Below are 25,829 nucleotides of genomic sequence, written 5' to 3' on the forward strand. Positions count from 1 at the left end.
ATGAGATTTCTGGTCGTATTGCTTCTTTGCCTCGCTCCATCTTTAGCCAGCGCGAAATGCGTTGTTTTGCTGCATGGGCTTGCGCGAACCAAGGCTTCGTTTTCGGTGATGGAGCAATTGTTTAGCGCCCACGGCTACAAAGTCGTGCGTCCGGATTACCCGTCAACGGATCTGCCCATACCCGAACTGGCCCGGCAAACCGTGCCGGGCGCCCTTGCCGCCTGCGGGGACGAGACCGCAAATGTCGTGGCCCATTCGATGGGCGGGATTCTTCTGCGGTACTGGCTGCAGGACAATACACCGGACAACCTGGGCCGCGTGGTCATGCTGGGCCCGCCAAACCAGGGCAGCCAACTGGTTGATGAACTAGGCTCATGGGAGGTCTTCGGTATGCTCAACGGTCCCGCCGGGTTGGCGCTGGGAACGGGACCGGAGGGTATTCCCGGCCAGTTGCCGCCGGTCGAATTCGATCTTGGCGTAATCGCGGGAGAAAACTCGCTGAACCCTTTGTTTTCGTCGATGATCGAGGGGCGGGATGATGGAAAGGTGTCAGTGCGAACCACCCGTGTCGCAGGCATGGCCGATCACATCGTGTTGCCTGTGACCCATACCTTCATGATGAACAACCCCCGGGTCATGGCGCAGTCGCTGCATTTTATCGAGTTTGGCCGCTTTGATCCGCAGATCACCTGGCTCGACGGTGTCATGAATGTCATTGACGAGATCTGTATCGGAGAGGACTGTTCAGAACCTCTGTCGGAGCCGACGCGATGACCGCACTTGAACTGACCTTCACCCGGGCGGATGTTCTTGTGTCAGGTCACGAAGTGACGCGAACCGAACTGGCCGTGGCGGACGGGATCATTCAGTCCTCGGGGGCCGGACGGCAGATCGATCTGTCGGGATACACCATCCTGCCGGGGATCGTCGATCTGCACGGGGACGGGTTTGAGCGTCATCTTGCGCCGCGTCGCGGAGCGATGAAGCAAATGGCCGAAGGTCTGGTGTCGGCCGAGGCGGAACTGGCCGCCAATGGTATTACCACAGCCGTGCTGGCCCAGTTCCATAGCTGGGAGGGCGGCGTGCGTGGCCCGGGATTTGCGGGCCAGGTCTTTGACGCGATTGCCGGGGTCAGGGATACCGTCGTGACGGATCTGTTACCCCAGTTGCGGTTTGAAACCCACATGCTGGACGACTATGCGGACCTGCCCGAGCGTATTGCCCGGTGGCAGGTGCCTTATGTGGTGTTCAATGACCATCTGCCGCATGACCGCCTGGCGCAAGGACGCACACCGCCGCGTCTGACCGGGCAGGCGCTCAAGGCCGGGCGCAGCCCTGAAGCGCATCTCGAAATGCTGCAAGAAATGCATGCCCGGTCAGGGGAAGTACCGGCAGCGCTGGAACAGCTTTGCGCCAAGCTGTCCGATCGCGGTGTCCGGTTGGGCAGTCATGACGACGCCACGGCCCGGGCCCGGGCAGACTGGCGCGCGCGTGGGGCCCGGATATCAGAGTTTCCCGAAACGCTGGAAGCCGCCGAGGCGGCCCGTGCTGCCGGTGATCACGTCATACTGGGGTCTCCGAACGTGGTGCGGGGCGGCTCGCACAAAGGCAATGCCAGCGCGCTTGACCTGATCACGATCGGCCTGTGCGACGCGCTGGCGTCGGATTACCATTACCCCAGCCCGCGCCGCGCGGCCCTGATGCTGGCCAAAAGCGGTCTGCTGGATTTGGCCGGGGCCTGGGCGCTGGTCTCGTCAGGGCCTGCGCAGGTGCTGGGTCTGACGGATCGCGGCACGCTTGCACCGGGCAAACGGGCCGATCTGGTGATCTTGGAAACCGCCACCAACCGTGTCGCGGCCACTCTGGCGGGTGGGCGCGTCAGCTACATGTCCGGGGACATCGCGGCGCGCCTGGTGGCATAAGCGCGCTGCGTTTTCTATTGTTCAGGAATAGCTTCGACTGAGGCATCGCACGCCGGCTCGATACCCCTCAGCGGATGACACGGTTGAAATGGCCCATCTTGCGGCCTGCCTTGACGTCGGCCTTGCCGTAGAGATGCAGCGCCACATCCCGTTCGCGGGCCAGATCGGGCACACGGTCCATATCGGCGCCGATCAGGTTCTCCATGACCACGTCGGAATGCCGCTGGCCATCCCCCAGAGGCCACCCTGCGACAGCGCGGATGTGCTGTTCGAACTGATCCACGGCGCATCCATTCTGGGTCCAATGTCCCGAGTTGTGAACACGCGGGGCGATCTCGTTGACGATAAGACCCTCGGCCGTGACAAACAGTTCAACGCCCATCACCCCGACATAATCCAGCGCGTTCAGAATATTGGCCGCCAGCAGCACGGCATCCGTTCGCTGCGACGGCGACAGCCGCGCCGGTACGGTCGTTGTATGCAGGATACCGTCACGGTGGACGTTTTCACCGGGATCGAAACAGGCAACCTGACCGTCCAGACCACGGGCGGCGATGGCGGACACCTCGTGCGAGAAATCCACGAAGCCTTCCAAAATAGCAGGCGCGCCCGCCATTTCGGCCAGTGCGGATTCGGCGTCGTCGGGCGCGCGCAGCCGGGCTTGACCTTTGCCGTCATAGCCGAACCGGCGGGTTTTCAGAATGGCGGGTGTGCCAATCTCATCAATCGCTGCGCGCAGGCTGTCCAGATCTGTGATGTCGGCGAAGGGTGCCGTTTTCAGGCCCAGTCCCTGCAGAAAGCTCTTCTCGGTCAGCCGGTCCTGACTGACCCGCAGGGCTTCGCGGCCCGGGCGAATGGGGCGATGCGCTTCCAGCAGATCCAGTGCCTCGGTCGGGATGTTCTCGAACTCATAGGTGATGACATCCACGTCTTCGGCAAAGGCACGCAGGGCGTCGGCATTGTCATAGGCGGCAGTGGTCACGCGGTCGGCGACGTGGCCAGCAGGTGGGTTCGCGCCCGGCTCATAAACATGGGTGACAAACCCCAGTCGGGCCGCCGCGACCGACAGCATCCGGCCCAGCTGGCCACCGCCCAGAATTCCGATCCGAGCCCCGGTTTGCAATGCTTCAGTCATCGGCAGGCTCCTCGGGGATAGAGGCCGACAGGGCCTCGCGCCAGGCATCCAGCCGTCCGGCCAGTTCGGCATCCTGCAGGGCCAGGATACCAGCAGCCATCAACCCGGCATTGGCACCACCCGCCGATCCGATGGCCATGGTCGCCACCGGAAACCCTTTCGGCATCTGAACGATGGAATAGAGGGAATCGACACCCGACAGGGCCCGCGTCTGAACCGGCACTCCGATCACCGGAACCCGTGTCTTCGAAGCCATCATGCCCGGAAGATGCGCGGCCCCGCCGGCACCCGCAATGATCACCTGCAAGCCGCGCGACACAGCGGTTTTGCCATAGTCCCACAGGCGATCCGGCGTGCGATGGGCCGACACGATGCGCGCCTCGAAGGCAACACCCAGTTCGTCCAGAATATCCGCGGCTTCCTTCATCGTGGGCCAGTCCGATTGGCTGCCCATTATGATGCCTACCTTGATCTCACCCATCCGCATTTTCCCCGGCTTTTCAAAGAGCGCGCACTATAGCCAAATCCACCTGTCTGGCAATGCGTCAGGCGATGATGTCGGGGGTCAGGCGGTCCTCGATCAGCCGGATGATGTCCTTCAGCCGCAGTTTCTGCTTTTTCAGCCGTTTGATGGTCAGCTGGTCCGAGGTACCCGTTGCCTGCAGCGCCTCAATCGCTTCGTCCAGATCGCGGTGCTGACGTCGGAACACCTCAAGTTCAACCCGCAAAACCTCATCAGTTTTCATGGAAAGATCGGTAGGCGCATTCATAGGCGACTCAGTCGTAGTTGTGGTGCTTTCCACACAAGATAGTGTGTCAGGGTTTATCGGGCCAGACCTTGTGGACATCCCTGCATATTCCCATATTCTATTACACGCGGTTGCCGCAACGGGGCCGCACTACCCGTCGCTTTGACATAAAAGGACGAGAAAACGTGTCAAAACTTACTCTTGGCTCATACCCGCATCTTTTGGGGTTCGAGCAGTTGGAACGCCTTCTGGAACGGTCTGCAAAGGCTGGCAACGAAGGATACCCGCCCTACAATATCGAACAGACATCGGATTTTTCGTATCGCATCACCCTGGCCGTGGCTGGGTTCGCGGAACAAGATCTGTCGATCACCATCGAGGATCGCCAGCTGGTGATCCGGGGCCGTCAACGCGACGACAGCGAGGGGCGTATCTTTTTGCACCGAGGCATTGCGGCGCGTCAGTTTCAGCGCATGTTTGTGCTGGCAGACGGGGTCGAGGTCGGCGAGGCGATCATGGAAAACGGTCTGCTGCACGTGGATCTGACCCGCGCCGTGCCGGAAACCGTGGTGCAGACGATCAACATAAAGAAGGGGTAAGAGCAATGAATACACCGATTGAGATTAACACCGAAGGCGACCGGATCGTGTATGTCAAAGCGGTCGATGTTGCCGATCTTCCCTTGGAAGTGCGAGAGCAGGCTGGTGATCTGGATCAGCTTTACGCGGTTCACGATTCCGACGGACAGCAATTGGCGCTGGTCGCCGACCGGAAACTGGCCTTTGTCCTGGCCCGTGAACATGACTTTTCACCGGTGGCCGTTCACTGAACGGCCCCGCCTCCGGCTGTTTTAGCGTGACAATGACCGCCATAGCGGCGACATATGCGAACCGGAAGGGCCGGATGCGCCCGTAATTCATATGGTTCGGGGAAAGTGACGCATGAGCTGGTTCGATTTTGACTGGGTAGACGCCTTCAGCGACCGGGCATTTGGCGGAAACGGTTGTGCCGTGGTCCACGGTGGTGCCGTATTGCCGCAGGAAGTGTGCATGGCCTATGTCCGCGAAACCTCGCTTGTGGAATGCACCTTCACCGGCCCTTCGGAAGTCGCGGATGTGCATGTGCGTTACTTCCTGGCCAGCCGCGAAATCCCATTTGCCGGGCATCCCACCATCGCCACGGTTGCAGCCATGCGGTCGCGTGGGTTGTTCGAAGGTGACTGCCTGACGCTGGAAACCGGGGCAGGGATCGTATCGATCCGCCTGAGCGGCGATGAAATTGAGATGACGCAGGTTGCCCCCCAATTTGGCCAGCACGTGCCGGCGGAACTTGTTGCCGCCGCGATCGGCCTGCCTGAAAGCGCCATCATCTCCCCGCCCCAGTTCGTGTCGACCGGATTGCCGTTCTGCATCACCGTGCTAGGCGATCATGATGCCCTGCGCGCCGCAAAACTGTCCGAAGAGCCTCTGCGCAAGGTAGCCGAGAAGGCAGGTTTTTCGGGCTCAGATATGGCCGAACCCTTCCTTGTGACGCTGAAGGGTGCAACGTCTGTCGGTGACACATTCTCGCGCCTGCTGCTGGCGCCACCCAGCCCGCCAGAGGATCCGTTCACCGGCTCGGCCACGGGCGCCATGGCGGCTTACCTGTGGAAATACGGCCTGATGCCGAAGGACAGCTTTGTGGCAGAGCAGGGGCACGACATGGGCCGCCCCGGGCAGGCGACTGTCACGCGAGTCGGTCCCCCGGACGCGATGACCGGGATCAGGGTTGCCGGTCGCGGCCATGTCCTGATGCGTGGTCAGGTCGACATGCCTGAGATGTTGCAATGACCCGTCCCGCGATTGCCGTTTTGCCATACGGCCACCGTCTGGGTCCGAAACTGCGGGCAGTTCCACTGTCCGATCTCATTTGGCCTGAAGGCTGCCCGGAGCGCCTGACCGGCAAGACCATCGGCGACCTCAAGCGCACCGATCACCTGATCATGTACCCCAACTCTACCGTACATCTGCGCCTGCGCCGCGGCACACGCGCGCGCATTTCGTTGATGATGGGGGAACCTTCGGCCATTCACGCCAAGCACGACCGGATGCTGCGTTGGACCCATCGCCGTTTTTTCCGGGTGTTCACCTTTCACGACATCCTTCTGCAGACCATCCCGAACGCCGTGTTCCTGCCCTACGGCGATACGCAGGTGTCGGACTGGCAGGATCTGAAAATTGAAAAAAACCGCTCCTGTTCCCTCATCGCGTCGGCCAAACGGGATCAGGTTGGGCATGAATTGCGGCACGAACTGATTGACTGGGTCCGGGAAAGTGGCGCGGATGTCGATGTAATGGGCCGGGGTTACAAACCGTTTGAAAACAAGTCCGATGGTCTGGCCCCATACCGGTACTCGGTGGTTATCGAGAACGTCCGGGAACGGAACTACTTCTCGGAAAAGCTGATCGATGCGATCCTGTGTTCTACCGTGCCAATCTACTGGGGATGCCCGAATATCGACGACTTCATGGACACTTCGGGCATGATCCTGTGCGAATCCAAGGTTGAGATTCAGCAGGCGATTGCGGCTGTATCGCCAGAGGATTTCACCGCCCGTCTGCCGCATGTGCAGGCCATTCAGGCCAAAGCCGCCGAATTTGGCGCCTTCGAGCGCCGCGCAGTCGAGGCGCTGCGCGCGGAACTGAATTCCGGAAGTTAAGACGAGAAAACCCCCGGCAAAGACCGGGGGCTTTCATGTTCAGGTTCTGAAACCGGCTCAGGTCGCCGCAATCAAGCCCATGCTTTCCAGTTTCAACAGAACCTGGTGGGCGCAGTTGTCGACCTCGACATTTTCGGTTTCGACGCGCAGTTCCGGGTTCTGCGGTACATCGTAAGGGTCCGAGATGCCGGTGAATTCCTTGATCTTGCCTTCCCGCGCCAGCTTGTACAGGCCCTTGCGGTCGCGGCGCTCGCATTCCTCGATCGTGGTGGCCACGTGAACCTCGCAGAACGCGCCGAACTGTTCGATCTCCTCGCGAACCGCGCGGCGGGTTGTGGCGTAGGGCGCGATCGGCGCGCAGATGGCGATGCCTCCGTTCTTGGTGATTTCGGACGCCACATAGCCGATGCGGCGGATGTTCAGGTCGCGGTGTTCCTTGGAGAAGCCCAGTTCCGATGACAGGTTTTTACGCACAATGTCACCGTCCAGCAAAGTCACCGGGCGGCCGCCCATTTCCATCAGCTTAACCATAAGCGCGTTGGCGATGGTGGATTTGCCCGAGCCCGAGAAGCCGGTGAAAAACACCGTAAAGCCCTGCTGGCTGCGCGGCGGCTTGGTCTTGCGCAGTTCGGCAACAACTTCGGGGAAACTGAACCATTCGGGGATTTCCAGACCTTCGGCCAGACGGCGGCGCAGTTCGGTGCCCGAGATGTTCAGGATCGTGACCTTGTCCTTGTCCAGGATCTCGTCATTCGGCTCGTACTGAGCACGCTCCTGTACATAGACCATGTGTTTGAAGTCGACCATCTCGACGCCGATTTCGTCCTGAAACTGGCGGAACAGATCCTGTGCGTCGTAGGGGCCATAGAAATCCTCGCCCTGGCTGTTCTTGCCGGGGCCGGCATGGTCGCGGCCCACGATGAAATGAGTGCAGCCGTGGTTGGCGCGGATCAGGCCGTGCCAGACCGCCTCGCGCGGGCCGGCCATGCGCATCGCCAGGTTCAGCAGCGACATCGATGTGGTGGATGCGGGATACTTGTCCAGTACCGCCTCGTAGCAGCGCACGCGGGTAAAGTGATCGACATCGCCCGGCTTGGTCATGCCGACAACCGGATGGATCAGCAGGTTGGCCTGCGCCTCCTTGGCGGCGCGGAAGGTCAGTTCCTGGTGCGCGCGGTGCAGCGGGTTGCGGGTCTGGAACGCCACGATGCGGCGCCAGCCCAGCTTGCGGAAATAGGCGCGCAGCTCGTTCGGGGTGTCGCGACGGGCGCGGAAATCGTAGTGGACCGGTTGCTGAATGCCAACCACGGGGCCGCCCAGATATACCTTGCCGGCCACGTTGTGCAGATAGTTCACGGCCGGGTGCGCATCGTCGTCCGCGCCAAAGACTTTCTCGGCCTCACGCACCTTGTCCGGTGTCCAGCGGTCGGTCACGGTCATGGTGCCCAGAATGACGCCTTCCTGGTCGCGCAGGGCAATGTCCTGACCCAGTTCGATGTTCTCGGCAAAATCTTCGCTGACATCCAGCGTAATCGGCATCGGCCACAGGGTGCCGTCAGCCAGACGCATGTTTTCCACGACGTTGTCGTAGTCGGCCTCGGACAGGAAACCCTTGAGCGGGTTGAACCCGCCATTCATCAGCAGCTCCAGATCGCAGATCTGGCGCGGGCTCAGGTCCCAGCTTGTCAGATCGGCGGCTTCGACCTTCAGTTTCTGGGCCGAGTCATAGGATACGTACAGTTCAGGGATCGGTGCCAGATTGCTTAACATCGTCATCAGAATACTCTTATTACAGTGTGGTGTTGCCTGTCGTCGCGGCGCATGTGCCCCGATGCAAGCCCGGAGTCCATATACCTTCATGAAACAAAGGACGATATGCGTCGAATTCTCCCGGATTGGAAGGATTTTCCATGTTTGGAATGCAATTGCGATCGAGGTTCTTCAAATTGGCAACAATTCCGCCGCATTCAGCGAATGTGTTCCTATGCCGCGACGCTCAGCTCAAGTTCCGATGCACGTTTGACGGTCAGGGCCGGCACCGGGTGGCTCACACCGCGCAACTCGAAAAAGTGGATGTCTGAAACGCTGTAATCAAACTCTGCCGCCTGCAAAAGCGTCTCGGACACCAGCAGTTCCGCACCCAGTGCCTTGGTTTCGGCTTCCAACCGGCTGGCCACGTTCACGGCATCCCCGATAATGGTGCGCGAAGCCGAACCGGCAGCGCCGATCTCGCCCAGTACCAGATCGCCCAGATGCAACCCCATGCCGATCCGGACACCCGGGGCACCTTCGCCCTCAAGCAGACGGTTGAACTGCTGCAGCGCCTGGCTGATCTCGGCGGCCGCCTTCAGCCCGGCCCGGGCCGAGCTTGCGGTATCCGGCGTTTCAAACACGGCCAGCAGCCCGTCGCCCATGTACTTGTCGACAACACCGCCCTGGGCAGTGATGGGCGGCACGATCGCGTCAAAGAAGCGGTTCAGAAGGAACACAATATCATAGGGCAACTGGCCGGTCGTGCGCGCGGTGAACCCGCGCATGTCCAGAAACAGCACGGCAAGCTGGCGTTCTTTTCCCTGACTGGCATGCGCGCGCCCGCGGCGGCCTTCAGGGCGGAACATGCGGAACACGGTTGCGGGTTCGGTCGGGCGAATCTGACAGGCCAGGCGCGCGCCCTGCGGCGCATTTACAGCGCTCAGACTACGTGCCTCGACTGCACTGGGGGACGGAAGATCGTCGGCGCCTTTCTCGACAATCACGCGGCAGGTGGTGCAACGCCCCTTGCCGCCGCACAATGCGGTGTGCGGGATGCCGTTGGCCTGAGAAATCTCAAGCAGGGTCATGCCTTTCTCTGCCACTACCTCGGGGCCGTCCACATACCGGACACGCACCGAATGCCTGCGCCGCCACATCTTGCGCCCGAAATAGATCAGCAGCGTCGCCCCAAGGGCAATCCAAAACACCAGTAGCGAGGTGTTCTTGACACCGAACATGGTTTGGAAAGCTTCGGGGGAGGGCCAGTTGTAGTGCTCGATATACTGCTCGCGCAGGTCGTCATCAGCGAAATCCAACCACAGTCGCCGACCCTCGGTCAGCAGCCCCGCAAGCGCAAAAGTCGGGATGAATACGGCCAATCCAATCAGATAGGGTACGGCCCGTGACCACCAACGGGTCAGGCGCAGCCACATATGCAAACCGATGCAGCCATGTATCCAGACCAACAACAGCAACAGGCTTTGCATCCAGATCGCGATGCTGGGCCACATCAGGATGATGATATAGCCCATCTCGTCATTCACATCGAAAATCTCGTGCGCATACCGTGTATGAACAATGTGAGAGATCAGCTGCAGCGGGATCAGCAACCCCAGAACAACCTGCAATCCTGTGCTGAACGGCATGCGCAGGGTTCTGCGCTGGGCGATGGAATAAAGCGCCAGACCGGCATGGGTGAACAGCGCCGCATACAGAAGGATTGCCCCGGCATCGTGCCGGGTCACAGCCTGACGCCCATCCTGCATGCCATGCAGGTAATCCGTGTGAAACAGGCCCAGGCCAATGTTGATGAAATGGAAGAAGGCAAAGGTAAACAGGACAAGGCCGCTGCCGATCCGAAGACGGGTAGCCCATCCGCCGCGCCACAGAACGTTACTCAATGATGCCACCCATATCCGGCCTTTCGTGCCCCAAAGTCTGATACGGGGTAGGGCGGCGGTCAAGACGGCCATCGGGCGAAGGACTGAATTCACCGTGCGGCGCTGGTGAATTCAGCCAATTGCTTATTCCTGTTCGGCCAGGAAACGCTCGGCGTCCAGTGCGGCCATGCAACCCATTCCGGCGCTGGTGACGGCCTGGCGATAGATATGGTCCGTCAGGTCACCCGCAGCGAAAACACCGGGAACCGAGGTTTCGCTGGACCCCGGTTTGGTCACGACATAGCCACCCATATGGGTTTCCAGCGTGTCCTTGACCAGTTCGTTGGCCGGAGCGTGGCCGATGGCCACGAATACGCCCTTGCAAGGAATTTCCGTGATCTCGCCGGTTTTCACGTTCTTCACGCGCACGCCTTCCACGCCCAGCGGAGCATCGGTTCCGATCACCTCGTCCAGTTCATGGAACCACAGCGCCTCGATCTTTTCGTTTTTGAACAGGCGATCCTGCAGGATTTTTTCTGCCCGCAGTTCATCCCGGCGGTGAATCAGCGTGACCTTGCTTGCAAAGTTGGTCAGGAACAGCGCCTCTTCGACGGCGGTATTGCCGCCACCGATCACCACGATCTCCTGTCCACGATAGAAGAACCCGTCGCAGGTGGCGCAGGCAGATACGCCAAAGCCCTTGAACTTGTCTTCCGAGGGCAGGCCAAGCCACTTGGCGCGGGCGCCAGTGGCAAGAATGACCGCGTCTGCCGTGTAAACCGTGCCGCTGTCACCCTTCGCGGTGAACGGGCGCTTGCTGATATCCAGATCGCTGATGATGTCGCCGATGATCTCGCAGCCCATCGCCGCTGCGTGTTCCTGCATCTTGATCATCAGATCGGGGCCCTGCACCTCGGTAAAGCCGGGATAGTTCTCGACATCGGTTGTGGTGGTCAGCTGGCCGCCGGGCTCGATCCCCTGTACCAGGATCGGCTCCAGCATTGCCCGGCTCGCATAAACGCCGGCCGTGTATCCGGCCGGTCCCGACCCGATGATCAGAACCTTGGTGTGTTTTGTGTCGGCCATGGTACCCCCAACTCGATCTGCCTGATGTGGGCGCTCGGCCCGTTGAGGGTGGATATAGCGACCGCTTGATCGGGCTTAAAGCCCCTTCCTGACGGTTCCTGTACGGCAGGCAGGTCAGGCGTTGTCGATCAATTTTGCATTACAAATAAACAATATTGCGCGGCGGTGAAATAATATTGCGCATTAGCTGGGCGCTGATATAACAACTGAAAATTCAGGAGCATTCCATGGTCGCCACACGGCTGGATGAGATTGACCGCAAAATTCTGGCGGAATTGCAGGCAGACGGTCGCATGACCAATGTAGAACTGGCCAAACGCGTGGGAATATCGGCCCCGCCGTGTCTGCGCCGAGTGCGCACGCTCGAGGAATCAGGCCTGATCCACGGCTACCACGCCGACGTCAACGCCCGCGAACTTGGGTTCGAAGTGCAGGTCTTTGCCATGGTCGGGCTCGAAAGCCAGGCCGAATCCGAACTCAGCGCGTTCGAAAATCGGTGCCGGGAATGGCCACTGGTCCGCGAATGCCACATGCTGAACGGCGAAGTCGATTTCATCCTGAAATGCGTTGCGCCAGATCTCAGCAGCTTTCAGCAGTTTCTGACAGGCGACTTGCTGACCACGCCGAACGTGGCCAGCGTCAAGACGTCGCTTGTCATCCGCGGCGCAAAAGACGAGCCCGGCGTGCCCTTCGACGTTCTGGAAGAACGAATGAACCGGACGGCGTAACCCCCGCGCGTTTTGGATGTGCCGTAACCGGCGGCAGCATTGCGGCGACCGCCAAAGATAAGATCCAACTGAGTATTAGCTGCATTATGCCCCCACTATGCAGTAATCGTTAACATTTCACGCTGATATCGCGTCCACCTCTCCATCTCCGGCGCGCGGCATCAGCAGCGGGCCAAAATCGTTGAGCGACTCGATATGAGCAAACAGGTTCAAATAGATCGACCGCAAAGAGTGGCTGATCATCCGAACAGCATTAACACCTGGATGATAAGACTCAAAAGACAACCCATCAACACTTATCACCGAATGCCATTTGAGGCAGATATGAAACAGTTCGACCGGAGTGGGCGGCAATGTTTCGATAACGCCCATTCCGTCCTGGAACTCCCGAACCGGTGCCAGAATCGGCGCGCCGCCATGCAGGTGGCGCAAATGGGCCGGGCAGCCCAGCAGCCGGGCTGCTGGTCCGGCGATGACACCGGACATCGGCTTCTGCATCCCGAACGTGTCGGCCATGATCCGGGTCAATGGCCGCGTCCGGCCGCGAGAATCTTCGCGTCCTGGAATCAGCGTGACGGATCCTTTCCACAGCACGGTTTCCGAGGTGCCATCCTGTGTCAGGACCGTATCCCCCGGCATCAGATCTTCGATTGCAATCGGTCCGCGTTCGGTATCGACCAGCGAACCGCGCGTGAAAGCGCAGAACGCGTCCTCGAACATGGGCAGCGCCGGTGCGATGTGGCGGGTTTGCGAAACTTCACCGTTTTTCAGCAAGGTGCTGACTTCGTAGCGCCGCAGCTGCGCCTTTGCCTTTACTGGCGGTTGTTGGGCTTCGCGCAGCATCGCCGACGTTTCGACGGCATTTCTGGCGGCGCGTGCCAATGAATTTGGAATAGTCATATTTATTCCGTCCCCTCTAAATACCGGTCATGCAGGCCGAACCCTAGGGCAGACCCACCAGATCGGTGTTGTTCTTTGTCTTGAATGAAACGAGAGACCACAGGACGGCAGTCGGAATTCCCGCGCGTCGCGACGCAATATCGCATAACTTTGGTCAACACATTGACCCCCCAGACAAACTCACACAAACGCAAACTGAAATTGTTCACGCACACACGCCCCGTATCAGCGCCACGCAGTATGGTCGTGGCAGCTCGTGCATCGGGCCGGAGCACCCTCCCGTTGCACGTATTAGCCCTTGGAACCGGCAGCATGGTTCCGCGGGCCTTCATGATCAGCGCCGCGCCGCCAGACGGCGTGCAACTCTGACAGATCTGCTGGAAACTCGCTTCCATGGCATGTCAGGGTTTTGATCCCTGATCGCCGCGAAAACAGCGCTTAGAAAGCGTGATCTCGTCTTCATAACTTTGTCCTGCTCAATTATTGGGGCTTAGGCCCGTTTTCCCTTGTGTGAACCATTTGTGACGCTGATTTGCGGCACCGATAAGGCTGATCCGGGATCAATTGAGGACAAATTGAAGGTAAGCGGTTCCCTTTTGTTAACATTGCCGCGCCAATCAAAGGTCAAAACGTATAACTGTTTGACAGCGGACAATAATTTCCGTTCGATTCTGATTGGAATAAACACCAAAAATGTGGCGGAAAAGCGGCAAAATTGCCTTAATCTTGTCTAAAACTACAATCTGATCGCGGAAATCAGGCGCCCGTAGTCCGCCTCTTTGGCGTGTGTCGACCGGCGGTAGGAATAGAACCTTTCAGGGTCGGAATAGGTGCAATGCCGTGTCCATTCCGCCTGCCCGATACCCGCCGCCCGCAGCCGGTGCAGGCCAAAGGCGGGCAGATCGAAATGAAGTCGATCGCCTTGCCCATTTACGAAAAACCGCATGTTATCGGGCGAGTCCGCGGCAAAGTCATCCAAAAACTCCGGCCCGACCTCATATGCGCGTTGCGAGATCGTGGGGCCTATCACCGCAATGGTGTCTTCGCGGCGCGCGCCCAGGGCCACCATGGCCTCCAACGTGGCTTCCAGCACACCATCCAGGGCACCGCGCCACCCGGCATGTGCGGCCCCGATCACATTTGCGTTTGGATCAGCAAACAGCACTGGCTGGCAGTCGGCCGTCAGGATCGTCAGGGCCAGCCCGGGCATTGCAGTCACAACCGCGTCCGCCTTTGGCTTCTCACCGGTAACCGGGGCATCGACCGTCAGGACGGTTGGGGAATGCACCTGATGCACACTGATCAGCGCGTCGGGGGTAACTGCCATCGCATCGGCCACCCGGCTGCGGTTCACGGTTACGACGTCGGTCTGGTCAGACGACCCGTACCCGCAGTTCAGCCCCGAGAAGATTCCGGATGACGCCCCGCCGCGGCGGCTGAAAAACCCATGGCGGACAGGGGACAGAAGATCAGATGTCAGAATCTCGAGCGTCATGGTTCCAGTCCCGGTGGTGGAGAAGCGTTTGCCGGATAGAGGCCCAGCACTTTGAACAGGTTTCCCATTTCCTCGGGATGCGTCAACCGGCGATGTGCCGAGACCAGCGAATCCAGCGCCGGACCGGTTAATGATTGAGCCAGTCTTTGCGCGCGTGCCGTTATCCCCAGCCGCTCAAGGAAAACGCCCTGTGGGGTCAGGCGCGTGTGGGCACAGCCCGCTGTCCGGCTGGCCGCTGCAAGGGGTTCGAAATCAACATGAGCCGTCAGGTCGGCCTGGCCCGGATCCGTCAGCACGTCTGACCGCTGATGCCCGCGCAGCGCCTGCAACGTGTCGCCCAGCGATCGCCAGTCGCCGTAATCCACGATCAGGCCAACTCCTCCATACGCCGCTATGCGACCGGCAATTTCGGTGAGATAAGGCGCCGCAGCTGCGCAAAGCTCGACCAAATCGCCATCCATTGTATCCTCAAGCCGGTCTTGCAGGGCAATTTGCGACCCCAATGGCCCCAGACCAAAATGCAGCGCACCCTGATCCGCGCCGATCAGACGCTCGCGCCAACCCTCGCCGTCACGCAGGAATTGCCGGATGGGCAGGGCATCAAAGAACTCATTAGCTACAAGATAAGTGGGAAGGCTTGGCAATTCATCGATCGCGTCGATCCAAACGGGTGCGTAGTCCTTCAGAGTCTCCGCCTGCATGGCGCGCAGTGTGGGTGATGCCTCCAGCAACAGCACCCGCGCCGCGTCATGAAAGCCGGGAACCTCCCGCGTCGCGCGCAGGATATCGGCCATCAGGGTTCCGCGACCGGGACCGAGTTCAACCAATGCAATCCGCGACGGACTTCCCTGATCCAGCCAGCTTTGCGCCAGGCACAAGCCGAGCATTTCTCCGAACATCTGGCTTATTTCGGGTGCGGTAATGAAATCGCCCTGCACGCCCAGCGGGTCGCGGGTTGTGTAGTATCCCAAATCAGGATGCAGCAGGCATTCGCTCATGTAATCGGCAATCGTCATCGGGCCGTCCTGCCCGATCCGTGCCAGCAGGTGATCGGTCAGGGTCATTTCGCCGCCCGGGCACGCAGGGCAAACCACAGGCCAAGAGCGATCATCGGCAAAGACAACAACTGTCCCATCGTCAGCCCATAGCCGCCCACATGCCACGCAAGACCCAACGGGTTGCCGGGAGAAACAAACTGCGCATCCGGCTGGCGGAAGAACTCGACTATAAAACGCGACGCGCCGTATCCGGCCAGAAACACGCCCATGATCAGGCCGGGTTTGCGGAACGCCCCGCGCCGATAGGCCAGCCACAGCAAAAGCGCGCCAAGCAGGATGCCTTCAAGTGCAGCCTCATACAATTGTGAAGGGTGGCGCGCGCACATGCCCGCCACAACGCCGGGGCAGTCCTGCGCGGCCATGCCGGGAAAGATCACAGCCCATGGCGCATCGCTTGGCCGCCCCCAGAGTTCCGCATTGATGAAATTTGCCAGTCGCCCAAGCAACAATCCCGGCGGTACGGTGTGGGCGATCAGATCGGCCAGAGACAGCGCCGGTATATTATGCCGCCTTGCATAAAGATATGCGGCGACAACCACGCCCAGCAATCCGCCGTGAAAGGCCATGCCGCCTTGCCAGACTTTCAGGATATCCAGCGGATGCGACAGGTAGTATCCGGGCTGATAAAACAGCACGAACCCCAGCCGTCCGCCCAGAATGACGCCAAGGATGATCCACGTGACCAGATCCTCCAGCTGTTCCTTGCGCAGAGGCGGCACCTCGCCGGGCCACAGGGCAGGGCGACGCAACGCGGACAGCGCCATCCGCCACGCGATCAGAATGCCGGCGATGTAAGCCAGTGCGTACCATCGCAGCGCGAACTCCATCCCGAACAGCGAGATCGAGAACAATTCGGGCGACAGATCGGGAAAATTCAGAATAGCCTGCATGTGCGTCTCATTGCCCGGGCTTTGCAGGGCAAGTCAACCTTGAGTCCGGCTCATTCTTTACCCATATAGGGACCAACCGCGAAACCGGAGTTAGAGACATGCAAACCCGCAACAAAATCCTGGACGACGTATCCCAGCTGATGACCAACGCGATGGGCGTGGCGCAGGGCGCGCGGGAAGAGGCCGAAAATGCGATGAAGTCGATGATCGACCGCTGGCTGGCCGACCGTGATTTCGTCACCCGCGAAGAATTCGATGCCGTCCGTGCCATGGCCCAGAAAGCGCGCGAAGAAAATGCGGCGCTCGAAGCGCGGATTGCAGCGCTTGAGGCGAAACTGGACAAGTAACGTTCCGTTCGCGCCGCGTTGACCAAGTTTTCACGACAAAATTATCTGCCGCGCAATCCGAATTAACGGGTTGTGCGATGCGGTGTATTTTGACGCGTCGCAGAATTAAATCAAGAAAAAGCTGGGCAAAGTGCCAATATTTTGGATGCCGTTGCAGGCTGTCCACAACTTATTGCTGTTATCCCCAAGAATGGGGGTTGTCAGAATATCAACCACATCGCACCATATTTAGTACAGGCCCAAGGGGGAAGCCCGGCTTGTAGAGCAGGCAACTAGCAATGGGGCGCTGCCAGCCCCGAAATGCTAGAGAAGGAGCGAGGTGGCATTATGGCCCTTTCCGAACAGTTTCTAGAAGAAGACCTTCATCCGATTGATATTGTTGAACATCTGGCCGAACACCACGACTGGGATTTTGACCGCATCGGCGATGACCAGATTGCCATGGCCGTCGAAGGCCAGTGGCGGACCTATTCGATCACGCTGGCCTGGTCCAACTATGACGAAACACTGCGGATGGTCTGTTCGTTCGAAATGGAACCGCCGGCCGAACGGGAAATGCAGCTTTACGAGCTGCTCAACAAGATGAACGATCAGTGCTGGGCTGGGGCATTTACCTACTGGGCCAACCAGAAACTGATGGTCTACCGCTATGGTCTGGTGCTGGCGGGCGGCCAGATGGCCAGCGCCGAGCAGATCGATACGATGATCAACGCCGCCGTTCTCAGCGCCGAGCGGTATTACCCGGCGATACAACTGGTCACGTGGGGCAACCGTACCCCGGAAGAGGCCATTCAGGTCGCCATTGCAGAGGCCTACGGCCGCGCGTAAAGCTTTGCCCTGAATCGTTACGTTACGAGAGGGGCAATCATGGATATGTCACGCGTCGCCGATCAGGGGCTTGTGCTTTTGGGATGTGGTAAGATGGGGTCCGCCATGCTCGCCGGATGGCTTGAGCATGGTCTTCCCGCATCTTCGGTCTGGGTTATCGACCCTTATCCGTCCGACTGGCTCAAGGCGCAGGGCGTGAACATCAACACACCGTTGCCCGAAGCGCCCGCCGTGGTGCTTGTTGCCGTCAAACCGCAGATGATGGGCGACGCGCTGCCCGCGATCAAGGCGCTGGGCGGTGGCACCAGCCTGTTCATCTCTGTTGCAGCCGGAACTTCTCTGGCCACGTTCGAGGACGTTCTGGGGCAGGGCACCCCGATCATCCGCGCCATGCCGAACACGCCCGCCGCGATCCGCCAGGGCATTACCGCGCTGATTGGCAACGCCAACGCCACAGACGCCGATGCGGATCTGGCCGAATCCCTTCTCTCGGCCATCGGACAGACGGTCCGGCTGGAGAGTGAGGACCAGATGGATGCCGTAACCGGCCTCAGCGGTTCGGGTCCGGCCTATGTGTTCCACCTGATCGAAGCGCTCGCCAAGGCGGGCGAGGCGCATGGCCTGCCGCACGAACTGGCGATGAAGCTGGCCAAATCCACCGTGGCCGGGGCCGGTGCGCTGGCCATGGCCGCCGAGGAAGACCCCGCACAACTGCGCATCAATGTCACCTCGCCCAACGGGACAACGCAGGCCGCGCTTGAGGTTCTGATGCACGAGGAAACCGGGTTCCCGGATCTTCTGCACCGCGCCGTCGGCGCTGCAACCAACCGGTCGAGGGAGCTGTCGCGTGAGTGAGATTTCCTTCGACGACTTTCTCAAGGTCGATATCCGCGTGGGTCAGGTGGTGCGCGCGGAACCATATCCCGAGGCCCGCAAACCCGCGATCAAGATGTGGATCGACTTCGGCGACGAGATCGGCGAGCGCAAAACCTCGGCTCAGGTCACGGCCCACTACGACCCGGCCGGGCTTGTCGGCAAACAGGTGATGGCCGTGATCAACTTTCCGCCGCGCCAGATTGGACGTTTCATGTCCGAAGTTCTGGTGCTTGGCCTGCCGGACGAGAACGGCGAAATCGTTCTTATCGGCCCTGACGGCAAGGTCCCGCTGGGCGGGCGGATGCACTGATGAAGCTCTGGATCACCCGACCGATGACACCCGCCGTCGAAGCCCGCGCCCGCGCCGAGTTCGACGTCCTGATCAGGGCTGAAACCACGCCGCTTGACCACGCTGAAATGCATCGAGCATTGACCGAGTTCGATCTGGTGGTTCCGACGTTGGGTGATCAGTTCTCGGCGCAGATCATCGGTGAGGTGCCCGCACCGCGATGCAAGCTGCTGGCCAATTTCGGCGTGGGTTACAACCATATCGACGTGGATGCGGCACGGTCGGCAGGTATCGCCGTTACCAACACGCCTGGCGCTGTCACGGACGCCACCGCTGACATCGCCATGACCCTTTTGCTGTCCACTGCTCGCCGTGCGGGCGAGGGTGAGCGGCTGGTCCGTTCGGCTGGCTGGCGGGGGTGGCACCCGACCCAGATGCTGGGCCACCACGTGACCGGCAAGCGGGTCGGCATCGTGGGCATGGGCCGTATCGGGCAGGCCATCGCACGGCGCTGTCATTTCGGGTTCGGTATGCAGGTTGCCTATCAGTCCCGAAGCCCAAAGGACGTCGATTTTCCCGCGGACTACATCCCCAAACTGACCGACCTTGCTGCGTCTGTCGATTTCCTGGTGCTTGCCGTCCCCGGCGGCGCGCAAACGAGGCATCTGGTCAACACTCAGGTTCTTGAGGCGATGAAGCCGTCCGGCCTGCTGATCAACATCGCGCGGGGCGAGGTCGTGGACGAGGCGGCCCTGATCGTGGCCCTGCGAGACGGCCGAATCGCGGGCGCGGGTCTGGACGTATACGAATTCGAACCGGACGTCCCTCAGGCCCTTCGTGATATGGAAAACGTGACATTGTTGCCGCATCTGGGCACGGCCACCGAAGAGGTGCGTACCGATATGGGGCAGATGGCGCTGGACAATGTCGCGGCCTTTGTTGCGGGGCGTCCGTTGCCCAACCCGGTTTAGACGCCCACCGCCTCGCGCCAGTGTTTGCGGCACAGCGAAACATAGGTTTCGTTGCCGCCGATCTGCACCTGTGCGCCTTCGGTGATGGCCTGGCCGTTTTCGTCCTGCCGGATCACCATGGTCGCCTTACGTCCGCATCTGCAGATGGTGCGTACCTCGCGCATTTCGTCGGCCAAAGCCAGCAGGGCGGCCGAGCCCGGGAACAGCTTTCCCAGAAAATCGACCCGCAACCCATACGCCAGCACGGGAACATCCAGATCGTCCACCGCGCGGGCCAGTTGCCATACCTGATCCTCGGTCAGAAACTGCGCCTCATCGACGAAGACGCAGGCGATTTTGCCTTTGTTCCGGCGATCTTGGATCATCTGAAAAACGTCGTCTTCCGTTGCGAACACATCCGCTTCGGCGGATATTCCGATGCGAGAAGCGATGCGACCGACACCGGCCCGTCCATCCAGCGCGGCGGTCATCAGATAGGTATCCATGCCCCGCTCGCGATAGTTGTGCGATGCCTGCAGCAACACGGTCGATTTGCCCGCATTCATGGTGGAATAGTTGAAATACAGTTTTGCCATGGGCCGGGTCTAAATCGGGTGAACCAAGGGGGCAAGTCATCAATGGCATTGAGGAAGCGACGTCGCCGTTGCGGTTGCATGGGCCGAGCAGATGCTCTCTGGGGATGGAACCCGCGCGCCCACAACAACGACGCCGTCGGCCAACATATGGCCTAAACAGAGCGGAGCTAAGAATCAGCTCCGCGATCACTCATTACCGGCTTGAAATGCCGCCACTCACTCACAAAATCCCCGCATATCTGAGGGATAGCCAATATATGACATTTCAATTATGAATCGAATATGGGAAATTTCCCCACCCTTTCCCCCAAATGCGGGCGGCTGAAGGGTGATTACAGGTAACAAAGGTAAAACAATGGCAGATATCGGGGCCTATCTGAAAAAGCATACCGAAGCACTGGTCAAAGATGTGGGAATCGAATCTGCCTGTAAGATAACGGGCAAGTCCAAAGCGACACTTGGGCGGTACTATTCAGACAACGCCGAACACAGCGACCGGTTCATGCCGGTGGACGCCGTAGCGAGGCTTGAGACGGTGGCAGGCTTTCCCCACGTTACCTCAGCGCTGGCCGATCTCAATAACATCACATTGTCGTATGACGGCCGGAATTCCGACTCCCCGCGCACCGGCGGCGTGAACTCGGACGTCATCGCCTTAAGTCAGCGTTTTGCGATGCTGATGACCGAATACCAGGCTGCCATCGAAGACGGTATCATCACCGTGAACGAGGCAAAGCGGCTGCTGAGAGAAACCAGCCTGTTGCAGCAGGTGCTGATCGAAATGAAGCTGCATCTGGAAGAAGAAAGCGTCAGCTGAACCGCCGGAACTCGGGTCCGAGATGCGATTTTCGTGAACAGACGCTTGCCCGAATGATTGTGAACTCAGCCGTGCCGCTTCACAATCACAGACCCGACCGAATAACCGGCCCCAAAGGAACAGATCAGGCCGATCTGGCCATCTTCCAGATCGTCCGAGTATTTCGAGAATGCAATGATCGACCCGGCGGATGAGGTGTTAGCGTAATCCTGCAGGATATTGGGCTGCTCACCCGGATCGGGCACGCGGCCCAGAACCTTTTTGCCGATGAAATCGTTCATGGTCTTGTTGGCCTGATGCAGCCACAGCCGTTTCAGATCGTCACTGCCTAGCCCCTCGGCCTCCATGTGATCGGTGATGTGCTGGCTGACCATCGGCAGCACCTCCTTGAACACCTTGCGCCCGTTCTGCATGAACAGCATGTCGCGCCGATCTTCCATCCCGGCCGGTCGGGTGCGGCGCAAAAAGCCGTTGTTGTTGCGGATGTTGTTGGAAAATGCCGTGGCGCAGCGGGTCGAGAGAATCTCAAAATGGGCGCCCGTGGCATCCTCCTGCCGCTCGATCAGCGTGGCGGTTGCAACATCGCCGAAAATGAAGTGGCAATCGCGGTCGCGCCATTCCAGATGGCCCGAGCAGATCTCGGGGTTGACCACCAGCGCCGCCCGGACAGACCCCGACCGGACCATATCCGCAGCCGCCTGAATCCCGAACGTGGCCGAGGAACAGGCGACATTCATGTCAAACCCGAAGCCCGAGATACCGAGCGCCTGCTGTATCTCGATCGCAATGGCAGGATAAGCGCGCTCGTGGTTCGAGGCAGCGCAGATCACCAGATCAATGTCATCCGCCGTGAGACCGGCCTGCGTCATGGCCTTTTTGCAGGCATCCACCGCCATTTCGGTCATGATCCCCGGCTCATCATCGCCGCGCTGCCGTAGAAGCGGGTGCATCACGTCCGGATCCAGAACGCCGGATTTGTCCATCACATAACGGTTTTCGATCCCTGATGCCTTCAGGATGAACTCTTCCGACGAATGCTGCATCGCCTCCATGCGCCCGTCCGCGATGGCCTGCGCGTTCGCGGCGTTCTGTTTGTCGGCATAGGCGTTGAACGCTTCGACAAGCTCGGCATTGGTGATGACATTTTCGGGTGTGAAAACCCCGGAGCCGGTGATGGCAGGCGTATACATGGTCGGTCCTGATTGGTCTGGATCAGCACAAAATGCCGATGCAAGGCGGGCAGATCAAGGTTGGGTGACCTAAGGGAATGCGCGGGAACACGCCGGGTGATGTAACCTCCGGCGTGATTGCTTTTGCTTACCCGACTATGTGAACAACCTGCCCGAGCCAGAAAAAACCCCCGGATTGCTCCGAGGGTTTCGAGTAACATTCAAATGGCGCTGAACCGTGTCAGCCCTGCAGCGACCTGACCTCGACATCACCCTCGGCCTGCGCCTTGATCGCCAGAGCGGCAGCATGGCTGGCAGCGGCTGTGGTGAAATACGGGATCTTGTCATAAAGCGCGATCGAGCGGATGGCCTTACTGTCCTCGACCGCCTGCGCGCCTTCGGTGGTGTTCATCAGCAACTGAACCTGACCGTCTTTCAGCATGTCGACCACGTCCGGGCGGCCTTCATAAACCTTGTTGACCACGTCGCAGGGCACGCCCTGTTCAGCCAGCCAGCTTTGCGTGCCCCGGGTCGCGACAAGTGTAAAGCCCTGCGCCACCAGCACCTGCGCCGCTTCAAGCATCGTCCAGCCCTTGTCCGCGTCCTTGATCGAGATGAACGCGCGCCCCGAAGACGGCAGGACCATCCCGGCGCCCATCTGCGCCTTCAGGAAGGCGCGCGGGAAGCTGCGGTCCCAGCCCATCACTTCCCCGGTCGAGCGCATTTCGGGGCCTAGGATCGTGTCGACGCCGGGGAAGCGGGCAAAGGGCAGCACCGCCTCTTTAACCGAAAACCACGGCATGTCCGGGTCGGCCAGTGTCATCTGATCGGCGATCTTGGTGTCGTCCACGGTCTTGTAGGCCGGACGCATCGGGAAGTTCGAAAGCTTTTCACCCGCCATCACCCGCGCCGCGATCGAGGCAATCGCACTGTCGGTCGCCTTGGCGACAAACGGCACCGTGCGGCTGGCGCGCGGGTTCACCTCGATCAAATAGATCTCATCATCCTTGATGGCGAACTGCACGTTCATCAGGCCCACGACGTTCAGAGCTTTGGCCAGTTTGAACGCCTGATCCTTGATCTGGTCGAGGATCTCTTTCGAGAGCGAATAGGGCGGCAGCGAACAGGCCGAGTCACCCGAGTGCACGCCTGCCTCTTCGATATGCTGCATGATACCGGCTACGTGTACGTCGGTGCCATCGCACAGCGCATCCACATCCAGTTCGACCGCTCCGGCCAGATAGCTGTCCAGCAGAACCGGGCTGTCACCCGAAACCACCACGGCCTCGTTGATATAGCGTTTCAGCTGGTCCATATCGCGCACGATTTCCATCGCGCGGCCACCCAGCACGTAAGAGGGGCGTATCACCAGCGGGAAGCCGATGTCTTCGGCAATTTCCAGCGCCTGCTCGTCGGTAGAGGCAATACCGTTATTGGGCTGTTTCAAACCCAGATCGTTCACCAGCGCCTGGAACCGCTCGCGGTCTTCGGCAAGGTCGATGGCGTCCGGCGTGGTGCCGAGGATCGGAATGCCTTCGGCCTCAAGCGCGTTGGCCAGTTTCAGCGGCGTCTGGCCGCCGAACTGAACGATAACACCGTGCAACGTGCCGTTTTCCTGTTCTTTCGTCAGGATTTCCATCACGTGTTCAAAGGTCAGCGGCTCGAAATACAACCGGTCCGAGGTGTCATAATCGGTCGAGACCGTCTCGGGGTTGCAGTTGACCATTATGGTCTCATACCCCGCCTCGGTCAGCGCGAAACAGGCGTGACAGCAGCAATAGTCGAACTCGATGCCCTGACCGATCCGGTTCGGACCACCACCGAGGATGACAACCTTCTTGCGGTCCGACGGACGTGCCTCGCATTCAACCTCACCCATCATCGGGGCTTCGTAGGTCGAGTACATATAGGGCGTCTGTGCTTCGAATTCGGCGGCACAGGTGTCGATGCGTTTGAACACGGCATTCACACCCAGGTTGCGGCGGGCGCGGCGGACGTTTGCTTCGTCGCGGCCAGACAGGTTGCCCAGTCGCGCATCGGTGAAGCCCAGCATCTTCAGCTTGCGAATACCGTCCTCGGTTACCGGCAGGCCGTCTTTGCGGACCGTGCGCTCGGCCTCGATGATCTCGCGGATACGGGCCAGGAACCACGGGTCAAACTTGGTAACGCCGAAAATCTCGTCATCGGTCAGACCGTGACGCATGGCCTGCGCGATGGTGCGAAGGCGGTCGGGCGTCTGCTGACTGATCGCCTTGATGACGTGCGCCTTGTCGTCACCGCTTTCGCCCTCGTCCCACAGGCCGATGCTCAACCCCGGAATTTCGATCTCGTCAAACCCGGTCAGGCCCGATTCCATCGACGCCAGCGCCTTCTGCATCGATTCGTGGATGGTGCGGCCGATGGACATTGCCTCACCCACCGACTTCATCGCGGTGGTCAGGTAGGGTTCGCTGCCCGGGAATTTCTCGAAGGCGAATTTCGGGATCTTGGTGACGACATAGTCGATTGTTGGCTCGAACGACGCGGGCGTGACCTTGGTGATGTCGTTGTCCAGTTCGTCCAGTGTATAGCCCACAGCAAGCTTGGCGGCGATCTTGGCAATCGGGAAACCGGTCGCTTTCGAGGCCAGCGCCGAGGAGCGCGACACGCGCGGGTTCATCTCGATCACGACCATACGGCCATCTTCAGGGTTGATCGCCCACTGCACGTTCGACCCACCTGTTTCGACGCCAATCTCACGCAGAACGGCGATCGAGCCGTTGCGCATGATCTGGTATTCCTTGTCGGTCAGTGTCAGGGCAGGGGCCACGGTGATCGAGTCGCCGGTGTGCACGCCCATCGGGTCCACGTTTTCGATGGAACAGACGATGATGGCGTTGTCGGCGGCGTCGCGCACCACCTCCATCTCGTATTCCTTCCAGCCCAGCAGGCTTTCGTCGACGAGGATCTGGTTCACCGGCGAGGCATCCATGCCGGAGCGGCAAAAATGAATATAATCCTCGCGGTTATAAGCAACACCACCGCCGGTTCCGCCCAGTGTAAAGGCGGGGCGGATGATCGCAGGCAGGCCGATTTCTTCCAGTTCGTCCAACGCCATCTGTACGCCGGCATCCAGATCGGTGGAGCCGTTCTCGCGCTTAGGTGCGGTCACGATGGTTGCCTTGGGGTTCTCAAGACCCAGCCGGTCCATCGCCTCGCGGAACAGGGCGCGGTCCTCGGCCATTTCGATGGCATTGCGCTTGGCGCCAATCATCTCAACCCCGAACTTCTCGAGCACACCCATCTCTTCCAAAGCCAGCGAGGTGTTCAGACCGGTCTGCCCGCCCATCGTGGGCAGCAGAGCGTCTGGGCGCTCTTTCTCGATGATCTTGGCAACCACTTCGGGCGTGATCGGTTCGATATAGGTGGCATCTGCAAGACCGGGATCGGTCATGATCGTAGCGGGGTTCGAGTTCACCAGAATGACCCGGTACCCTTCTTCCCGCAGCGCCTTGCAGGCCTGTGCGCCCGAATAGTCGAATTCGCAGGCCTGTCCGATGACAATGGGGCCGGCCCCGATGATCATGATCGACTGGATGTCGGTTCTTCTGGGCATGGCCTGGTTCCTTCGATTGTCCGCGAGTCAGGGCACCCTCCGAGTGCCCAAATTGTCCTGCGTTATAGG

General features: G+C 60.0%; 26 protein-coding genes. 13 read left to right on the forward strand and 13 right to left on the reverse strand.

From position 1 onward, the window contains the following. Together ACR0MI_RS11200 and ACR0MI_RS11205 are read left to right on the forward strand one after the other, a co-directional pair. Nucleotides 1-774, forward strand: coding sequence for an alpha/beta fold hydrolase (locus ACR0MI_RS11200; protein WP_170614749.1), 774 nt, complete (start codon nt 1-3; stop codon nt 772-774). Beyond that, nucleotides 771-1,922: an alpha-D-ribose 1-methylphosphonate 5-triphosphate diphosphatase gene (locus ACR0MI_RS11205; RefSeq protein WP_170614748.1), complete on the forward strand. Its 1,152-nt coding sequence runs from the start codon at nt 771-773 to the stop codon at nt 1,920-1,922. Before ACR0MI_RS11200 ends, ACR0MI_RS11205 begins: the two co-directional genes overlap by 4 nt. Before the next feature lie 67 nt (nt 1,923-1,989). Here the strand turns inward: ACR0MI_RS11205 and ACR0MI_RS11210 are convergent, their stop codons facing one another. From ACR0MI_RS11210 to ACR0MI_RS11220, 3 genes are all read right to left on the reverse strand, one after another. Next, a complete protein-coding gene (locus ACR0MI_RS11210) occupies nt 1,990-3,057 on the reverse strand; it encodes a 5-(carboxyamino)imidazole ribonucleotide synthase (protein ID WP_170680919.1) in 1,068 nt (355 codons plus the stop codon). Then, complete coding sequence (gene purE, locus ACR0MI_RS11215) at nt 3,050-3,538, reverse strand: 5-(carboxyamino)imidazole ribonucleotide mutase (protein ID WP_170817181.1); 489 nt, start codon at nt 3,536-3,538, stop codon at nt 3,050-3,052. Before purE ends, ACR0MI_RS11210 begins: the two co-directional genes overlap by 8 nt. Before the next feature lie 64 nt (nt 3,539-3,602). Beyond that, complete coding sequence (locus ACR0MI_RS11220; protein ID WP_037308505.1) at nt 3,603-3,827, reverse strand: YdcH family protein; 225 nt, start codon at nt 3,825-3,827, stop codon at nt 3,603-3,605. 164 nt (nt 3,828-3,991) lie between these two features. Here ACR0MI_RS11220 and ACR0MI_RS11225 point away from each other — a divergent pair, with 164 nt between their 5' ends. The 4 genes from ACR0MI_RS11225 (at nt 3,992) to ACR0MI_RS11240 (ending at nt 6,504) form a co-directional block, all read left to right on the forward strand. Next, nucleotides 3,992-4,405, forward strand: coding sequence for an Hsp20 family protein (locus ACR0MI_RS11225; protein ID WP_170347844.1), 414 nt, complete (start codon nt 3,992-3,994; stop codon nt 4,403-4,405). A 5-nt stretch (nt 4,406-4,410) separates the two neighbouring features. After that, nucleotides 4,411-4,635 carry a DUF1150 family protein gene (locus tag ACR0MI_RS11230; protein WP_170614745.1) on the forward strand — a complete coding sequence of 75 codons (225 nt, stop codon included), beginning with the start codon at nt 4,411-4,413 and terminating at the stop codon, nt 4,633-4,635. 112 nt (nt 4,636-4,747) lie between these two features. Then, a complete protein-coding gene (locus ACR0MI_RS11235; RefSeq protein WP_170614744.1) occupies nt 4,748-5,635 on the forward strand; it encodes a PhzF family phenazine biosynthesis protein in 888 nt (295 codons plus the stop codon). Beyond that, nucleotides 5,632-6,504, forward strand: a complete 873-nt coding sequence (locus tag ACR0MI_RS11240) for a glycosyltransferase family 10 domain-containing protein (RefSeq protein ID WP_170817182.1) — start codon at nt 5,632-5,634, stop codon at nt 6,502-6,504. Before ACR0MI_RS11235 ends, ACR0MI_RS11240 begins: the two co-directional genes overlap by 4 nt. 57 nt (nt 6,505-6,561) lie before the next feature. Here ACR0MI_RS11240 and ACR0MI_RS11245 read toward each other — a convergent pair whose 3' ends face one another. The 3 genes from ACR0MI_RS11245 to trxB form a co-directional block, all read right to left on the reverse strand. After that, the gene (locus ACR0MI_RS11245) at nt 6,562-8,280 is read right to left on the reverse strand and encodes a bifunctional sulfate adenylyltransferase/adenylylsulfate kinase (RefSeq protein ID WP_170614742.1); all 1,719 of its coding nucleotides are present in this window, start codon (nt 8,278-8,280) and stop codon (nt 6,562-6,564) included. A 206-nt stretch (nt 8,281-8,486) separates the two neighbouring features. Beyond that, complete coding sequence (locus ACR0MI_RS11250) at nt 8,487-10,157, reverse strand: adenylate/guanylate cyclase domain-containing protein (protein ID WP_170614741.1); 1,671 nt, start codon at nt 10,155-10,157, stop codon at nt 8,487-8,489. Nucleotides 10,158-10,280: 123 nt separating this feature from the next. After that, the gene (trxB, locus tag ACR0MI_RS11255) at nt 10,281-11,222 is read right to left on the reverse strand and encodes a thioredoxin-disulfide reductase (protein WP_170614740.1); all 942 of its coding nucleotides are present in this window, start codon (nt 11,220-11,222) and stop codon (nt 10,281-10,283) included. Nucleotides 11,223-11,449: 227 nt separating this feature from the next. On the opposite strand from trxB, the gene ACR0MI_RS11260 reads away from it, so the two are divergent. Beyond that, the gene (locus tag ACR0MI_RS11260; RefSeq protein ID WP_170619551.1) at nt 11,450-11,950 is read left to right on the forward strand and encodes an Lrp/AsnC family transcriptional regulator; all 501 of its coding nucleotides are present in this window, start codon (nt 11,450-11,452) and stop codon (nt 11,948-11,950) included. 117 nt (nt 11,951-12,067) lie between these two features. Here the strand turns inward: ACR0MI_RS11260 and ACR0MI_RS11265 are convergent, their stop codons facing one another. The 4 genes from ACR0MI_RS11265 to lgt form a co-directional block, all read right to left on the reverse strand. Further along, nucleotides 12,068-12,850: a Hint domain-containing protein gene (locus ACR0MI_RS11265; RefSeq protein ID WP_170817183.1), complete on the reverse strand. Its 783-nt coding sequence runs from the start codon at nt 12,848-12,850 to the stop codon at nt 12,068-12,070. Between the two features lie 736 nt (nt 12,851-13,586). Then, nucleotides 13,587-14,345, reverse strand: a complete 759-nt coding sequence (pgeF, locus tag ACR0MI_RS11270) for a peptidoglycan editing factor PgeF (protein ID WP_170614737.1) — start codon at nt 14,343-14,345, stop codon at nt 13,587-13,589. After that, complete coding sequence (locus tag ACR0MI_RS11275; protein ID WP_170614736.1) at nt 14,342-15,409, reverse strand: SAM-dependent methyltransferase; 1,068 nt, start codon at nt 15,407-15,409, stop codon at nt 14,342-14,344. The genes pgeF and ACR0MI_RS11275 overlap by 4 nt, the downstream gene beginning before the upstream one ends. Continuing rightward, on the reverse strand, nt 15,406-16,293 hold the full coding sequence (gene lgt, locus ACR0MI_RS11280) for a prolipoprotein diacylglyceryl transferase (RefSeq protein WP_170614735.1): 888 nt from the start codon (nt 16,291-16,293) through the stop codon (nt 15,406-15,408). The genes ACR0MI_RS11275 and lgt overlap by 4 nt, the downstream gene beginning before the upstream one ends. 98 nt (nt 16,294-16,391) lie before the next feature. Here lgt and ACR0MI_RS11285 point away from each other — a divergent pair, with 98 nt between their 5' ends. From ACR0MI_RS11285 to ACR0MI_RS11305, 5 genes are all read left to right on the forward strand, one after another. Next, entirely contained in the window at nt 16,392-16,640 is a 249-nt protein-coding gene (locus ACR0MI_RS11285; RefSeq protein WP_050604795.1) for an accessory factor UbiK family protein, read from the forward strand. 327 nt (nt 16,641-16,967) lie between these two features. After that, nucleotides 16,968-17,468, forward strand: coding sequence for a type III secretion system chaperone family protein (locus tag ACR0MI_RS11290; RefSeq protein ID WP_170614734.1), 501 nt, complete (start codon nt 16,968-16,970; stop codon nt 17,466-17,468). A 39-nt stretch (nt 17,469-17,507) separates the two neighbouring features. Next, the gene (proC, locus tag ACR0MI_RS11295) at nt 17,508-18,323 is read left to right on the forward strand and encodes a pyrroline-5-carboxylate reductase (RefSeq protein ID WP_170614733.1); all 816 of its coding nucleotides are present in this window, start codon (nt 17,508-17,510) and stop codon (nt 18,321-18,323) included. Beyond that, on the forward strand, nt 18,316-18,654 hold the full coding sequence (locus ACR0MI_RS11300) for a tRNA-binding protein (RefSeq protein WP_170614732.1): 339 nt from the start codon (nt 18,316-18,318) through the stop codon (nt 18,652-18,654). The genes proC and ACR0MI_RS11300 overlap by 8 nt, the downstream gene beginning before the upstream one ends. Then, nucleotides 18,654-19,604 carry a 2-hydroxyacid dehydrogenase gene (locus tag ACR0MI_RS11305; protein WP_170614731.1) on the forward strand — a complete coding sequence of 317 codons (951 nt, stop codon included), beginning with the start codon at nt 18,654-18,656 and terminating at the stop codon, nt 19,602-19,604. The genes ACR0MI_RS11300 and ACR0MI_RS11305 overlap by 1 nt, the downstream gene beginning before the upstream one ends. Here ACR0MI_RS11305 and ACR0MI_RS11310 read toward each other — a convergent pair. Beyond that, nucleotides 19,601-20,179 carry a thymidine kinase gene (locus ACR0MI_RS11310; protein ID WP_170614730.1) on the reverse strand — a complete coding sequence of 193 codons (579 nt, stop codon included), beginning with the start codon at nt 20,177-20,179 and terminating at the stop codon, nt 19,601-19,603. The genes ACR0MI_RS11305 and ACR0MI_RS11310 overlap by 4 nt on opposite strands. Before the next feature lie 355 nt (nt 20,180-20,534). Between ACR0MI_RS11310 and ACR0MI_RS11315 the strand changes: the two genes are divergently transcribed. Beyond that, a complete protein-coding gene (locus ACR0MI_RS11315) occupies nt 20,535-20,996 on the forward strand; it encodes a hypothetical protein (RefSeq protein ID WP_170614729.1) in 462 nt (153 codons plus the stop codon). 65 nt (nt 20,997-21,061) lie between these two features. Here the strand turns inward: ACR0MI_RS11315 and ACR0MI_RS11320 are convergent, their stop codons facing one another. Both ACR0MI_RS11320 and carB read right to left on the reverse strand, forming a co-directional pair. Next, the gene (locus ACR0MI_RS11320) at nt 21,062-22,186 is read right to left on the reverse strand and encodes a beta-ketoacyl-ACP synthase III (RefSeq protein WP_480854387.1); all 1,125 of its coding nucleotides are present in this window, start codon (nt 22,184-22,186) and stop codon (nt 21,062-21,064) included. A 220-nt stretch (nt 22,187-22,406) separates the two neighbouring features. After that, the gene (carB, locus tag ACR0MI_RS11325) at nt 22,407-25,760 is read right to left on the reverse strand and encodes a carbamoyl-phosphate synthase large subunit (protein WP_170614727.1); all 3,354 of its coding nucleotides are present in this window, start codon (nt 25,758-25,760) and stop codon (nt 22,407-22,409) included. Nucleotides 25,761-25,829 lie beyond the last annotated feature (69 nt).

It is taken from the genome of Ruegeria sp. D4, from assembly GCF_056534475.1.